The sequence below is a fragment of the Pseudomonas sp. AC252 genome, from assembly GCF_979258105.1.
In genome coordinates, this window is the sequence record NZ_OZ409837.1 from 4,385,458 (window position 1) to 4,400,492 (window position 15,035).

11 protein-coding genes and 2 pseudogenes are annotated in these 15,035 nt (G+C 61.6%); 7 read left to right on the forward strand and 6 right to left on the reverse strand.

Translation table 11 applies throughout. The features are described from left to right. Positions 1-13: 13 nt before the first annotated feature. The 5 genes and pseudogenes from ACZZZ4_RS20140 to ACZZZ4_RS20160 all read right to left on the reverse strand — a co-directional run bounded on the left by ACZZZ4_RS20140 (position 14) and on the right by ACZZZ4_RS20160 (position 4,397). The gene (locus tag ACZZZ4_RS20140) at positions 14-1,216 is read right to left on the reverse strand and encodes an NAD(P)/FAD-dependent oxidoreductase (protein ID WP_434768570.1); all 1,203 of its coding nucleotides are present in this window, start codon (positions 1,214-1,216) and stop codon (positions 14-16) included. Between the two features lie 302 nt (positions 1,217-1,518). After that, positions 1,519-1,877: pseudogene (locus ACZZZ4_RS20145) on the reverse strand (DUF6124 family protein). 115 nt (positions 1,878-1,992) lie between these two features. Next, complete coding sequence (locus ACZZZ4_RS20150) at positions 1,993-2,358, reverse strand: DUF6124 family protein (protein ID WP_463548563.1); 366 nt, start codon at positions 2,356-2,358, stop codon at positions 1,993-1,995. A gap of 401 nt (positions 2,359-2,759) precedes the next feature. Next, positions 2,760-3,296, reverse strand: coding sequence for a response regulator transcription factor (locus ACZZZ4_RS20155; RefSeq protein ID WP_463548564.1), 537 nt, complete (start codon positions 3,294-3,296; stop codon positions 2,760-2,762). 96 nt (positions 3,297-3,392) lie between these two features. Then, on the reverse strand, positions 3,393-4,397 hold the full coding sequence (locus tag ACZZZ4_RS20160; protein ID WP_463548565.1) for a GlxA family transcriptional regulator: 1,005 nt from the start codon (positions 4,395-4,397) through the stop codon (positions 3,393-3,395). 197 nt (positions 4,398-4,594) lie between these two features. Here ACZZZ4_RS20160 and ACZZZ4_RS20165 point away from each other — a divergent pair, with 197 nt between their 5' ends. Next, on the forward strand, positions 4,595-5,266 hold the full coding sequence (locus ACZZZ4_RS20165) for a response regulator transcription factor (protein WP_415762869.1): 672 nt from the start codon (positions 4,595-4,597) through the stop codon (positions 5,264-5,266). A 58-nt stretch (positions 5,267-5,324) separates the two neighbouring features. Beyond that, a pseudogene (locus ACZZZ4_RS20170) lies at positions 5,325-10,839 on the forward strand (trifunctional serine/threonine-protein kinase/ATP-binding protein/sensor histidine kinase). A gap of 2 nt (positions 10,840-10,841) precedes the next feature. Here ACZZZ4_RS20170 and ACZZZ4_RS20175 read toward each other — a convergent pair. Then, the gene (locus ACZZZ4_RS20175) at positions 10,842-11,606 is read right to left on the reverse strand and encodes an SDR family oxidoreductase (RefSeq protein ID WP_415762865.1); all 765 of its coding nucleotides are present in this window, start codon (positions 11,604-11,606) and stop codon (positions 10,842-10,844) included. 116 nt (positions 11,607-11,722) lie between these two features. On the opposite strand from ACZZZ4_RS20175, the gene ACZZZ4_RS20180 reads away from it, so the two are divergent. From ACZZZ4_RS20180 to ACZZZ4_RS20200, 5 genes are all read left to right on the forward strand, one after another. After that, positions 11,723-12,667, forward strand: coding sequence for a GlxA family transcriptional regulator (locus ACZZZ4_RS20180; RefSeq protein WP_415762864.1), 945 nt, complete (start codon positions 11,723-11,725; stop codon positions 12,665-12,667). A 95-nt stretch (positions 12,668-12,762) separates the two neighbouring features. After that, on the forward strand, positions 12,763-13,323 hold the full coding sequence (locus ACZZZ4_RS20185) for a nucleotidyltransferase family protein (RefSeq protein WP_415762863.1): 561 nt from the start codon (positions 12,763-12,765) through the stop codon (positions 13,321-13,323). A 40-nt stretch (positions 13,324-13,363) separates the two neighbouring features. Next, positions 13,364-13,798, forward strand: coding sequence for an NUDIX hydrolase (locus tag ACZZZ4_RS20190; RefSeq protein ID WP_463548566.1), 435 nt, complete (start codon positions 13,364-13,366; stop codon positions 13,796-13,798). An 8-nt stretch (positions 13,799-13,806) separates the two neighbouring features. Continuing rightward, positions 13,807-14,214: a hypothetical protein gene (locus tag ACZZZ4_RS20195; RefSeq protein ID WP_463548567.1), complete on the forward strand. Its 408-nt coding sequence runs from the start codon at positions 13,807-13,809 to the stop codon at positions 14,212-14,214. 441 nt (positions 14,215-14,655) lie between these two features. Next, positions 14,656-15,015, forward strand: coding sequence for a DUF6124 family protein (locus ACZZZ4_RS20200; protein ID WP_186569274.1), 360 nt, complete (start codon positions 14,656-14,658; stop codon positions 15,013-15,015). Positions 15,016-15,035: the final 20 nt, after the last annotated feature.

Genomic DNA, 15,035 nt, shown 5'->3' on the forward strand with positions numbered 1-15,035 from the left:
ACGCAGGGTGAAATCAGGCAACCGGGATCAGCGGGTCGGCGGCCGCGAGGGCAGCGCGACGATCGGCGGCGGGCGGGTAGATCCACACCGTGTTGATTTGCGTCTTCAGCTCTTTGGCTTCAGCCTTGACCAGTTTCAACTGACGATCCCAGCCTTCGGTGTACACCGCGCCCCAGGCGCCCAGATCCAGGCAAGTCACGTACTTGGGCTGGCGGTACATTGTCGGGGCAACACCGAGCAGATCGGCGGCGGCGTTGTTGCCGGCATAACGGCCCAGGCTGATCGCATGCTGGCAAGACATTGCCGCGTAGTTGCCGAGGTCATCAGTGGCGGCGCGAGCGACATCACCGGCGGCAAATACATGATCGATGCCTTGCACCTTGAGGTTGCCGTCGACATGCAGGCGGCCTTGGCCATCGCGTTCGGCGTCGAGTTGTTCAGTGAGCGGGCTGGCGCGGAAACCTACGGTCCAGATCACGGTGTGGCTTTCGATGTGGCGGCCATCGGCGAGGGTGACGCCATTGGCATCCACGGCAGCAACGCTGGCGTCGACGATCCATTCGATACCCAATTCATTGGACGCCTCGATGATCGATGGACGAATACCGTCGCCCATGGTCGCGGCGATGTCCTTGCTGCGATCGACAATGATCACGCGCAGATCTTGATCCTCACCGAGAATCGCGCGCAGGCGCGCCGGCATTTCCGTCGCGGTTTCAATCCCGGTGAAACCACCACCGGCGACCACCACGGTGTTGCGCGCAACGCTGGCCGGTTGGTCGGCGAGGGCGATGAGATGGCGTTCCAGACGCGCCGAGGATTCGATCTGATCGACATCGAACGCATGCTCCTTGAGCCCCGGAACCGGCGGCCGTGCGAGCTGGCTGCCGCTGGCGAGAACCAGCCGGTCGTAGCTCAGTTGACCCGGACGCCCGGCCTCGTCGCGGTAACCGATTCGGCGCGCCTCGGCGTCGATGCTGTCAGCGGTGCCTTTGACGAAACGCACACCCACCGCATCGAACAGCGCGTCGAGCGGCGCGTACATGCTGTGCACATCCGGCTCGTAGAAGCGCGGGCGAATGCGCAACTCGGCTTGCGGGGCGAGCAAGGTGATCTCGACATCCTGACGGTCATGCATATCCAGCAAACGCGCAGCGCTCAGCGCACTCCACAGCCCGCCGAACCCCGCACCGATCACCAATAATTGCTGTTTCATAATGTGCTCCCTGACGCTGATGGATGGATGACACCTGAGCCCGACGCGGACTCTGGCGTGACGATCACTGGCCGCCGCAACTGGTTGCCGTACTGCCTGGCGCTCAATCGTTCGCTGTCGAAAGCCATGCTAGGGCGGGGAGGCTGCGGGCGCAGTTGTCCATCGGTGTGCGTGGGGTACGCATGGGTGGAAGAGGGGTATACGAAGGTATGGGGGGCGAGGTGGGAATACCGGCCAGGTGTTGTTCGAAACGAACATCGCCGCGCAGGGTGCCAGCACGCCTGCACGGCCGATGCCGTTGTTCAGTCGGTGGGCACTACGTTATCCAACGCTTTGTTCACGGCCAATTCTCCTAGCATGACCACCTGCGCGATGCCCAACAGGGTATTGCGCCGTGAGCCCTCCAGCATCCCGGCGAAATCACCGAGCATCACCGTGGCTGAGGCCAGGGATTCGCAGGCGTTGACCAGCAGCGATTCGGTGTCTGATTCCGGGTTGACCATAAACAGGGTGTTGGGACTGTAGGGCGTAGCGTTGATATTGGTCGGCGCGAGGTAATGGTCGAGCGCGCGCTCGGCGGCGTCGTGCAGTTTTTTGAATGAAAGGATTCGTAAGGCGATACCGGGTCGGTGACCGGCGGATGGGACGGTGTCTGTGACATCAGCTGAAACTCCGGTGAGAGCCGCTTGAGCGTCTGAGTATGGGAATGCCGCGCCACGGCTGTGGCGCGTCCGCTGGCAGTGAGGGAGCATGCCCCCTCCTGCCTGGGTTGCCGGCTAGCTCGACACGCGTCGGCTGTCGAGCACGCGATTGACGATCAGCTCACTCAACATGATCACCTGCTGCAACATCAGCAGCGATCGACGCTGTGGATGGTCGATCACGCCACCGATTTCGCGGGCCATGTCATTGGCGGCGGCCAGTGATTCACAGGCTTCGACGAGCAACGTTTCCTCGTCCACCGTGGGGTCGATGAGAAAGATCCTGCCCGGCTGGCGCTTGGGGATGGTGGTTTTGAGCGTCTGAGGGTCGAGGTAAAACTTGATGGCACGAGCGGCCGCGTCTTTTATTCGCTGGGGTTCCAGAGCGGGGTCGTACGGGATCGAATCGGCTTCTGGCGGGTTTGGCGTTACTTTGAACATAAATGACTCTCTACCTTGAAGGAATGAAGAGCCGTCACTATCGCTACCAAACGATGGGTGGCGGCCACGCGCGGGTTGGTAGACCGGTCAAGATAGTTAACCCCGGCGCTCACGAATGAGCCCCACGCATGGCCACCATAGAGAGCTGAGCCTCGAAATAGAGGCCGCATATGGGGAAGCCGTACAACTATCAAGAAACGGGCTACCAAACCCGATCACTGTTTTGCAGTGACAGGGAAACGATATAGCCCAACCGATAGCTGTGTAAGCCGGCGGATTCTGAAGTACCGGTAGGCAGCGGCGCAAGGCGTTGTAGGCTTTTTGCAGTAACAGTCGGTGTAATTTAAACGTGATTGCCAAGTCGTGTTTATGCGCTGTACGTGCCTGCTCATCTCACCTTTTCAAAATGTAGGAGACCCGAATCTGTTTAGGCCGATCTCAGGGCCGTTGCGCCGTGGAAAGAGGAAGATGGCCAAAGGGAGGCGTTGATCAAGCGATCGCTTTCGCGAGCAAGCTCGCTCCCACAAGGGTAACTGCGGTGGGTCAGTTTTTTGAGTTCCGCTAGCCTGGAGCGTACGCAGTGCAACCTCAACCCAGGCAACTAACTCGTCCGCCGCAAAGGGTTTACGCAGGCAGGCAACGACATCAGTCGCTCGGGACTTGTCGCAAGGCAAATCTCCGTGATGCGCCGACACGAAAATCACCGGCATCCGCCAGCCTTGCGCCCGCAGTGCATCCAGCATCTGCGAACCACTCATGCCCGGCATCTGCATATCGGAAATCAGACAATCAGTCTGCGCCGGTCCATCCGATTCAAGGTAATCCGCCGGCGCCGCATAGCCGAGCACTCGATAACCCGACGCTCGCAGCAGGCTGCTCAGCGATGTGCGCATGGCCTCGTCGTCGTCCACTACTGCAATGACATGCGTCTTGTGCATAACGCTCCCGGGCCGGGTGGCCGAGCTGGTGACTCCTGTCGTTCTTGCACCATACGCTGATGGCCAGCGGGCAAAACTATACGTAGGTATAGCGGTTCAGCCATCGCGGCTGAAGCGACTGCGGTAGTCGCGCGGGGAGATCGACAGGTGGCGTTGGAAGCAGGCGCGCAGGCGTTCTTCATCGCTGAAGCCGCAGAGGCGGGCGATTCGTTCGATTTTATGCGGGGAGTTTTCCAGCAGGCGTTTGGCCGCTTCGAGGCGAAACAGCTCCAGCGCTTTCGACGGTGTGCGCCCGGTGCGCGCTTTGTAGACCCGCGTGAAGTTGCGCAGGCTCATCGCGGCTTGCTCGGCGAGGCGCTCCACCGTCAGATTCGGATCGCCGAGGCGCTCCATCAGCCACAGGTGCAGATCATCGAACATCGCAGCGTCCTGCGCCTGCGATTGCAACAGCGTGCTGTATTGCGCCTGGCCGCCGGGGCGTTTGATGTACACCACCAGTTCCCGCGCGACCTGCAGCGTCACGTCGCGGCCGCAATCGGCCTCGACCAGTGCCAGCGCCAGATCGATCCCGGCGCTGACTCCGGCCGAGGTCCAGATCTTGTCCTGCTGAATGAAAATCGCATCGGCATCCACCTCGATCGCCGGAAAGCGATTGCGCAAAGCGTCGCACATCGCCCAGTGGGTGGCGGCGCGGCGGCCATCGAGCAATCCGGCCTGAGCCAGCAGAAACGCACCACTGCACACCGAAACCACGCGGCGGGCGAGGTGAGCATGGCTGCGCAGCCAGTCGGTGAGTTCGCGGTGCTCGTCGAGGCTCTCGCAAATGTCAGGGGCGCCGGGCACGACCAGCGTGTCCAGCGCGGCGCTCTCGAGCGTGGTCAACGCCTGGGTGTCGATGGCCAGCCCTTCGACGGTCTCGATCAAACCGCCGTTGAGGCTGGCGGTGTGCAGTTGATAACCGGGCTGCCCGCGCTCGGCCAAGGCTTTGCTCGCCGCCCAGAACACGGTTTGCGCACCGCTGAGGTCGAGCAGGCTCAGGCGTGGGTAGGCGATGAACACCACGTCGCGCGGAGCCGTTGTAAAAGCGGGATGAGTGGACATCGCGGGCCTGCCTGTTTGCAGCGCTGGCGGCGGGACTGCCTCAGCCTGGCCGATTTTCAGGGGTTTCTGGCCGGTCGGCAATGGCGTCGACTGATAGCCTGATCGCTGACCGCCCGGGGTATCTGGCTGCGGTCGCCATCCTGAACTAGATTTATTGACCAGCCCGATGCGTGCTGCGATCTCGCCGAGGAGACACGATGACCTTGTGGTCGCATTCCAGCCCTGCGCAAAGTCCCGCTGCGCTCAGCGAGCCGGTGGTGTACGTGGTCGACGACGATGCCTCGATGCGCCAGGCGCTCGACAGCTTGCTGCGCTCGATCGGCCTGCAGGTGCGAACCTTTGACAGCGCCGCGGATTTTCTCGCGCAAGCGCAACGTGAGGTGCCCGGTTGTCTGGTGCTCGACGTGCGTCTGCGCGGCGAAAGCGGCCTGACATTTCAGGAGCAGATGGAGAAAAACGGCTTGCGCATCCCCGTGGTGTTCATGACCGGCCACGGCGACATCGCCATGAGCGTCAAGGCGATGAAGGCCGGTGCGGTGGATTTTCTGGCCAAGCCGTTCCGTGATCAGGACATGCTCGACGCCGTGGCCAGTGCGCTGGCCCGCGACCGCGCGCGGCTCGCCGACGAACATTCCGGCGCCGTCCTGCGTCGGGCTTACGAAACGCTGACCGCACGTGAGCGCGAGGTGCTCGGCTACGTCATTGCCGGGCTGATGAACAAGCAGATTGCCGGGCAACTCAAGCTCAGCGAGGTCACGGTCAAAGTCCATCGCGGCCAGGTCATGCGCAAACTGGGCGCACGTTCAGTGGCCGATCTGGTACGAATCGCTGAGGCGTTGGGCATCGAGCCTGTGCAGCGCGGCCCCTGAGCATTGCTAACGCTGAACACCCGGTACGGCAGAAAAACCTTGAGCAGTGTCGACGCAGATGGCCAGCAACAAACAGATTTTGTGGGACGACGGCGAGCGGGTGTTGTCCCGCGAGCGCGGTTCGGGCGAGGGCAGCGTGTTGGCGGTGCGTCCGGCGCTCGGTCAGCCGTTGCCGGCGACCCTTGCGCGGCTCGCGCATGAATACAGCCTCAGGGACAATCTCGATCCTGCCTGGGCATTGCAGCCCACATCCCTGGAGCGCACGGGCACTCGGGTTCGTCTGCTGCTCGACGATCCGGGCGGCGAGCCGTTGTCGCGATTGCTGGTCGCACCCTGGCTATCGAAACCTGTCTGGGCTTGGCTGCCAATATTGCCAAGGCGCTGGGCCATCTGCATCAGCGCGGCCTGGTGCACAAAGACCTGAAACCGCAGCACATCTTCGTTCATTGCCATGATGGAGCGGCACGGTTGACCGGCTTCGGCCTGGCCTCGCGCGTGCCTCGCGAGCGGCAAGCGCCCACGCCGCCGGAAACCATCGCTGGCACGCTGGCCTACATGGCGCCGGAGCAAACCGGGCGGATGAATCGTTCGATCGATTCGCGCAGCGACCTGTATGCCTTTGGCGTGACGCTGTACCAGATGCTCACCGGCTCGCTGCCGTTCAGCGCCAATGATCCGATGGAATGGGTGCATTGCCACATCGCACGGCTGCCGATGCCAGCGTGCGAACGGGTGGCGACGGTGCCGCCGATGCTCTCGCGGGTGGTGATGAAACTGTTGGCGAAAACTGCCGAGGAACGCTATCAGACCGCGGCCGGCGTCGAGCATGACTTGCGCCGTTGCCTCGACGAGTGGCGACGGGCGCGACAGATCGAGACGTTTACGCTGAACGAGCAGGGCGCCCTCGAGCGTTTGCTGATTCCGGAAAAACTCTACGGCCGCGAACACGACGTGCAAACATTGATCGATGCCTTCGCCAATGTAGTGCAAACAGGTGCGCCGGCGCTGGTGCTGGTCTCGGGTTATTCCGGCATCGGCAAATCGTCGGTGGTCAGCGAACTGCACAAAGTGCTGGTGCCGACCCGTGGCTTGTTCGCCGCCGGCAAGTTCGACCAGTACCAGCGCGACGTACCCTATTCGACATTGGTCCAGGCCTTTCAGGGCCTGGTGCGGACGCTGTTGGGCAAGCGCGCCGACGTGCTGGCGGGATGGCGCGAAGCACTGTTGCGGGCGCTGGACGCGAACGCGCGGCTGATCACCGATCTGATTCCCGAGCTCAAATTGATCATCGGCGATCAGCCCGCCGTGCCCGAGCTGGAACCGCAGCAGGCGCAGCAGCGATTTCTAAAGGTTTTGCAGCGCTTCATCGGCGTGTTCGCCCGGGCCGAGCATCCGCTGACGCTGTTCCTTGACGACCTGCAGTGGCTCGACGCGGCCACCCTTGATCTGCTCGAAGACTTGCTGAGCCGTGCCGAAATTGCTCATCTGCTGCTGGTTGGCGCGTATCGCGACAACGAGGTGGATGGGGATCATCCACTCAGCCGTACCCTCAACACGCTGCGTAGCGCTGGCGTGCGGATTGACGAGATTCGCCTCGCACCCTGGCCGGCGCGCACATTGAACAACTGATCAGCGAGTCGCTGCGCTGCCCGCCGGCGAGTATCGTCGCGCTGGCGCGGCTGGTGCTGGACAAGACTGCCGGCAATCCGTTTTTCGTCATCCAGTTTCTCCACGCCCTGGCCGAGGAGAAGCTGCTGACATACGAGCCTGAGCGCAATCGCTGGCGCTGGGATGTGCAGCTGATCAACGGCAAGGGCTACACCGACAACGTCGTCGATTTGATGGTTTGTAAGCTGGCGCGACTGCCGCTGGAGACCCGCCAGGCACTGCAGCAACTGGCTTGCCTGGGCAACGTTGCACGGCTCGACACGCTGGCCACCGTCCTCGATGTGCCGGTCCCTCGCGTTCACCTCGCGTTGTGGCCAGCGGTGCGGCTGGAGCTGGTCGAGCGTCAGGACGGTGCCTACCGGTTTGTGCATGACCGCATCCATGAAGCGGCGTATTCGCTGATCGCTGAAACCGAACGGGCGCAAATGCACCTGCGCATCGGCCGCTTGCTGGCGCTGCAAACCCAGGGCGAGCGGCGCGAAGAGGCGATCTTCGAGATTGTCGGCCAGCTCAATCGCGGTGCGCATCTGATCAGCCTGCGTGCCGAGCGCGAGCAACTGGCCGAATTCAACCTGCTTGCCGGCCAGCGCGCCAAGGCTTCGACCGCTTACACCTCGGCACTGACTTACTTGGGCGCCGGCGCAGAGCTGCTGGGCGAGCAGGGTTATGACAGTCGGCATGAGCTGGGTTTTGCTTTGGCGCTGAACCGCGCCGAGTGCGAATTTCTCACCGGCCAACTGGCGCTCGCCGACACGCGTCTGGCGACATTGGCCGAGCGCGCCGTGACCACCGTCGAGCGCGCGGCGGTGGCCTGCCTGCAAATGGATGTCTACTTGCTGCTTGATCGCAGCGACCGGGCGGTGGCGGTGTGTCTGGCCTATCTGCGTCAGGTCGGCATCGATTGGTCAGCGCATCCGGGCGATGCTCAGGTGCGTGACGAATATCAGCAGGTCTGGACCAGCCTGCGCGGGCGCAGTATCGAGCGGATGATCGACTTGCCGCTGATGGAGGACCCAGCCGCGCGGGCCACCCTCGATACACTGGGCAAACTCTTCGCGCCGGCGGTGCAGTCGGATCTGAACCTCGCCAGCCTGACCATTTGCAAAGCGGTCAGCCTCAGCCTGCAATACGGCAACTGCGATGCATCCTGTTTGCTCTATGCCAACTTCGGGCGCATATCGGGGCCGCGATTTGGCGACTATGCCGCCGGCTATCGATTTGGCCGTCTGGGCTGCGATCTGGTTGAGCGACGTGGGCTGACGCGTTACGAGGCGAGCACCTGGTTGTGCTTTTCGATTTTCGTGGTGCGCTGGATGCGACCTGTGCGCGAGTGCCGCGAACTGCTGCGCCGTGCGCTCAACGCGGCCCATCGCAGCGGCGATCTGCCGTATGCGGCGTTTGCCGGCAACAGCCTGATTTCCGATCTGTTGTTCATCGGCGAGCCGCTGGCCGAGGTGCAGGCGCAAGCTGAAGCAGGCCTGGCTTACGCCGAGAAGGTCGGTTTCGGTCTGGTGGCCGATTTCATGCGCTGCCAGTTGGCGCTGATCAAGATGCTGCGCGGGCAGACGCCGACGTTTGGCGGCTTCAACCATGACGGTTTCGATGAAACAGCTGTCGAGGCGCATCTCGCCGCGTCGGCGGATCTGGCGCTGGCGCGCGGCAAATACTGGGTGCGCAAGTTGCAGGCGCGCTACCTGGCGGGGGATTACGCGGCGGCCGCTGAGTGCGCGGCGCAGGCGCAGGGATTGTTGTGGGTGATTTCGGCGTTTTTCGAAGAGGCCGACTATCATTTTTATGCGGCGCTGACTTTGGCCGCTCACGGCGAAACCAACGCCGATACGCTACAGCGTCTGGGTCAACACCATGCGCAATTGCAAGTGTGGGCGGGTTTGTGCGCGGAAACCTTCGCCAGTCAGGTGGCGCTGGTCGGCGCAGAAATGGCGCGCGTCACCGGGCAGTTGCTCGAAGCCGAATTGCAGTACGAGCAAGCCATTCAATTGGCTCAGGACAATGGTTTGCTCCATATCGAAGCGCTGGCCAACGAACTGGCCGCACGGTTCTACAGCGCTCGCGGTCTGGCCAAGATATCCCGCGTTTACCTGCGCGACGCACGCTACGCCTATCTGCGCTGGGGCGCCGCAGGCAAAGTGCGGGAGCTGGAGCGACGTCACCGTTTTCTGCGTGCCGAAGAGGCGCAGCCGAATCCGACCACCACGCTCATTACGCCTGTTGAACACTTGGACATGGCGACGGTGCTCAAGGTCTCTCAAGCAGTGTCCGGGGAGATCGTCCTGGACCGTTTGATCGAAACGGTGATGCGCACCGCGATCGAACAGGCCGGGGCCGAGCATGGCCTGCTCATTTTGTTGGATGCCGACATTCCCTATGTCGCTGCGCAAACCCGCATCGGCGACGGTGCCACGCAGCTGTGCAACGCGCCGCTGCACACGGTGGCGCTGGCTGAGTCGGTGCTCTACCAGACGCTGCGCACCGGCGAAAACCTGTGCCTGGACGACGCGGTTGCCGATCCGCTGTTCGCCGCCGATCCATACGTTCAGCAACGAGGCGCGCGCTCGATCCTGTGCCTGGCATTGATGAATCAGGCGCGGGTGGTCGGGGCGCTGTATCTGGAAAACAACCTGTCGGCCGGGGTGTTCAGCCCGGCGCGTCTCGCCGTGTTGCGCCTGGTGGCGTCGCAGGCAGCGATCTCGCTGGACAACGCGCGCCTGTATCGCGACCTCGCGGAGCGAGAAGCGAAAATCCGTCGGCTGGTCGATGCCAACATCATCGGCATCATCGTCTGGAGCGTGGAAGGGGAAATCATCGAGGCCAACGACGCGTTCCTGCGCATGGTCGGTTACACCCGTGATGAGTTGCTTTCGGGCAGTGTCCATTGGCGTGACATGACGCCGCCGGCGATGCGCGCCAACAGCGACGTGGCACTGACAACGGCCATCCGCACCGGTCGCGCCCAGCCATTTGAGAAGGAATACATCCGCAAGGACGGCAGTCGCCTGCCAGTGATTGTCGGTCTGGCCGCCTTCGAAGCAAGTCAGCAGCAGGGCCTGGCCTTCGTCCTGGATATCAGCGAACGCAAGCTCGCCGAAGAGCAAGTGCGCGAAGGCGAGCGGCGGTATCGTCAGGTGCAAACGGAACTGGCCCACGCCAATCGCGTGGCAACCATGGGTCAGTTGGCCGCGTCGATCGCCCACGAAGTCAATCAACCGATCGCCGCCACGGTGACCCATGCCAACGCCGCCCTGCGCTGGCTGGGTGCGCAACCGCCGAACGTTGCCGAGGTGGAGCAGGGCCTGCGGCACATCATTCTCGACGGCAACCGCGCCGCCGACGTACTCGGACGCATCCGCGCGCTGATCCACAAAACCCCGCCGCAGCGTCAGCCTGTCAGCCTCAATCTGCTGATCGAAGAAATGGTCGGTTTCAGCCGGGGTGAAGCGCTCAAACACGGCGCTGAGGTCAGCGTTGAGCTGGCGGCAGATTTGCCTTTCGTAGTGGCGGACCGGGTCGAACTGCAACAGGTGTTGCTCAACCTGATCATCAACAGCCTCGAAGCTATGACGATCATGGCAGCGGGGCAGCGACGTCTGCTGATTCGCAGTGAGGCGCTGGGCGAAAACGTGCAAATCAGCGTGAGCGATTCGGGGCCGGGCTTTGCCTGCGAGCAGCCAGAGCAGGTGTTCACGGCGTTCTACACGACCAAATCCACCGGGCTGGGCATGGGCCTGTCGATTTGCCGCACGATCATTGAAGGACATGGCGGCAAATTGTGGGCCGAGCGCAATGAGCCGAGGGGGCGCGGGTGGTGTTTGAGTTGCCGCGTTGTGAATGAACATGATCAACAGCCAGGCTACCCGGGCATTGAGCCCGGGTGTTTCTGTCGGTGAGTTCAGGCCACCGGAATAGGATTTTCCAGCAGCGACAGGTTGAACTGCTCGATCAACCCGTGCTCGTTCGCGCCCTGGTTGGCTCGCAGCGGCAGTACTCGGTCGACCAGCACTTCGGTGGTGGCGGTTTCCAGCTTGATCAGGGTTTCCTCGATGAACTCGCCCAGCGGCATGGCGCGCTCGTCGCCGCTCTTGTGAATCAGGTCGGTATCGACCCAAGGTGGCGCGATTTCCAGGACCTTGACGCTGGTGTCGCGCAGCATGAAACGCTGCGACAGCGAGTAGGAATGGATCGCCGCTTTGGTCGCCGAATACAGCGCCGTGGTCGCCAGCGGCAGGTAGGCCAGTACCGAGCTGTTGTTGATGATGTAGGCCTCGGACTGGCGCTTGAGGTGTTCGACGAACGCGGCGCTGACGCGCACCGGGCCGAGCAGGTTGGTCTGCAACAGACCGACAGCCTGCGCATCGTCGTAGTCGCCGGAACCCGCGTTGTCGAAGGGCATGATCCCGGCGTTGTTGATGATCACGTTCAACGACGGATGGCGGCGGATGACTTCGGCGGCGACGTCCTTGATCTGCTGCGCATCGTTGATGTCCAGCTGCACGGTGTCGATGCCCGGATTCGCTTGGGCAATCTCTGCCAGCAGGGCCTGGCGACGGCCAGCGATGATGACCTTGTTGCCGCGCTGATGCAGGGCCTCGGCCAGTGCGCGGCCGATGCCGGAAGTGCCGCCGGTGATGAAGATCGTGTTGGCTTCAAGTTTCATGAGCTGCGTCCCGCAAGTGGATTGATTGGTATGTGAGCCATGATGGAGAAAACCTGCTCCGACCTGAATGACGTATGTGGTAGTATTTCAGGACATTCAACAAACGGAGCGCGACCATGCATCGAGTCGGCTATCTGCTCACGGAAGGTTTTCAGGTCATGGCGCTGGCGACCCAGTCGGTGTTCGAGTTCGCCAACATCGTCACCGGCAAAGCCGTGTACAAGGTGCAGAACTTTTCCCAGGCCGGCGGCATCGTCAGCTCCTCGCTGGGCTTGCACGTCGATACGTTGCCACTGACGCAGGCGGGGCTGGCCGACAGTTGGCTGGTGGCTGGCACGCTGACACCGCTGACGCCGCCCGATGCTGACGTGCTGCACAGCGTGCGCGGGCTCGCCGACGGCGCACGCCGCGTCGCCGGCATCTGCACCGGCTCGTTCGTACTGGCGCAGGCCGGTGTGCTGGATAACCGCCGCGTGACCACGCACTGGGCGTTCGCCCCGGCGCTGCGCAGGATGCATCCGTCGGTGAATGTCGAGGACGACCGCATCTTCATCATCGACGGCCCGGTGTGGACATCGGCGGGCATGACCGCTGGTGTCGACATGGCGCTGGGTATGGTCGAGAAGGATCTGGGCAGCGAAATCGCCCGCTCGGTCGCCCATCGACTGGTGATGCACCAGCGCCGCTCGGGCGGGCAGTCGCAGCATTCGGAATTGCTGTCGCTGTCACCCAAATCCGATCGCATTCAGAGTGCACTGGATTACGCGCGCAAGCACCTCAATCGCCCGCTGAGCGTCGAAGAACTGGCCGATGTGGTGCACCTGAGTCCGCGGCAATTCACCCGCGTGTTCACCGCCGAAACCGGCCAGTCACCCGCCAAGGCGATTGAGAGTCTAAGGCTGGAAGCAGCGCGGTTGCTGATCGAGCAGAGCAGTCACAGTCTGGATGTAGTCGCCAGGGAAACCGGGTTTCGTGACCGCCGGCACATGCGCGAGGTGTTCATGCGCGGCTTTGGCGTGCCGCCGCAGGCGGTACGGCGGGATTCGCGGCGGATGGTGTGAGGCTCGTCTGATTACGTGACGTTATGTTGAGCACCAGCGACCTTTGCCCGAAACCTTTGGTAGGCTCGTGCAGCAAACGGATATGGACTGAAAAAATGAATCTGGAAGCGCAACTGCGGGATCTGATTGATAAGGATCCCGTCCGTATGCACATCCTGCGCATGGTCAGGGATCTCAATTTGCCGGACTGCTGGGTTGCCGCAGGTTTTGTGCGCAGCCTGGTTTGGGATCATCTGCATCAGCGCCAGCCTTCGCCGTTGCCCGAGGACATTGATGTCATATGGTTCGACAGAAAACGTCCCGGTCATCAAACGGATTTGGCCTTGGAGGTCGAGCTTGCAGCCCTGTGCAGTGGCTTGAACTGGTCGGTGAAAAACCAGGCACGCATGCACCAGCGGAACGCCGATGCGCCTTATGGGGCGGCTGCCGATGCAATGACGTTCTGGCCGGAAACCGCTACGGCAGTAGGGGTCAGGCTTGATCGGCATGGTGCGATAAAGGTTTCGGCGCCGTTGGGGCTGGAGGATTTGTTTGCGCTGAAAGTGCGGCCAACCGCCCGATTTGAAAGTGATAAAAATGCGGTGTTTGTGGAGCGCGTGCAGTCCAAGAGATGGCTCGAGATCTGGCCGAAGTTGACGCTTGTAACGCAGGGTTGATGCCACCCCGATGGATCGTTCAAACCGATAAGGAAATCTTATGCATCCCGACAAGGCCTGTCCTGTTGTGCTTTGTTTCGCACAGCGCCCGCGAATCCTGTTGTTTCGACATCCACAGGCTGGGGTGCAGTTAGTAAAAGGAACCATTGAGCGCGGAGAATCACCTGCCGAGGCCGCTTTGCGAGAACTGGCGGAAGAGTCCGGTATCCACAATGCGACAATCTGTGAAGATTTAGGCAGCTGGGAGTCTTTCCACCACGGACAAGTCTGGTCATTTCAACGTTGCGAGGTGCGTGAGCCACTGCCAGAGCGATGGTCTCACCAGACATTGGATGATCATGGGCATGTCTTCGAGTTTTTCTGGGCCTCACTCGATGAATTGCCGTATGGCGATTGCCATCCTGTGTTTCGTCGAGCGCTGGGGTTTTTGATTGAGGCTTTGAAGTACCAAGGACAACTAGCGGCAAACGACTGAGGAGCAAAATGGAAATCAACCGCCTGCTCAAGAAGCGACAGTTGAATGTGCAGGAACAGAATGTTGTGACGGCCCATCGGCTAGTGACGACCGCAAAATTCTGGCGCAACGCCGGTCTTCCCGTCGCCTTGGTTGGTTATGGCGAAAGCGAGGGCATCGACTGGGCGGGCAGCGTGATACTTGAACTGGAAGTCGATTTCCCCGGCATGCCACGGCTGTATGGCTTGATCCTGAACCAAGCAGAACGGTTCATAGCTTTTGAAATTGACACCGACAGTGATCACCAGTGCGTGGAAACTGTAGAGCGATGGGAAGATGTAACTTCAATTCAGAACCATGCAGTTTCCCAGCGCGGCGCTGGTAAAGGTTTCGCTGTGATTGCTCTTCAGATCAGACGGGAAATTTCAGGATCATGACAGGCAAGGATCGCCGGAAACCTCAGCACAATCCCCTTGTAGGATTGAGCCTGCTCGCGATGACGGCAGCCCATTCACGCCACATAAACAGAAAACCATCAGCCCGTTTAAACAGTAGCTCCAGCCTCAAGCAAACGGCTACAACGTCTTGCGTCATTCCCTACGACTACGCCAGAATCCGCCGGCTTGTGCGTCTAGGTCGCGGGTTCTATCGTCTGTCGGTCGCTGAAAAACAGTGATCGGGTTTGGTAGCCCGCCATAACTAGTCGCATCGCGCACCGTTCGCAGACCTGCTTCAGGTCTGCTGCTCAATGGTGGCCATGCGCAGGACACCTTCGGGTGTGCCGGTTCCTAGTTACCGGTCTACCAACCCGCGTATGGCCGCCACCTTCGTTTGGTAGCGAAAGTGAAGGCTCCTTTTAGCTAACTAGGAGTTTCACCATGTTCAAAGTCACACCCAATCCCCCAACCACCGACCCCGCATCGCCCTACGAGTCCAGCGCATCGAAAAAGCTCCACGAAGCCGCCGAACGTGCCCTCGATCACTATCTCGGCCCCGCTGAAATCCTGGCCAGCACCAACACCCCGGAACAGATGTTCCTCGCCAACCCGAAATACGACACCGAATCCCTGCTGGCCAACGCCAGCGAATCCCTCGGCTCGGCCACCACCATGCTCTACGACTTCGCCGCGCTGCTCGACAACCCGCGCCGCAAGACGCTGCTGGGCATTGCCCAGGTCGTCATGCTCGGCGAAATCGCGGTAAATCAGGCGTTGGATAAAGTCGAAATAGCCAAATGACCCGCAATGCGACGAGCGCA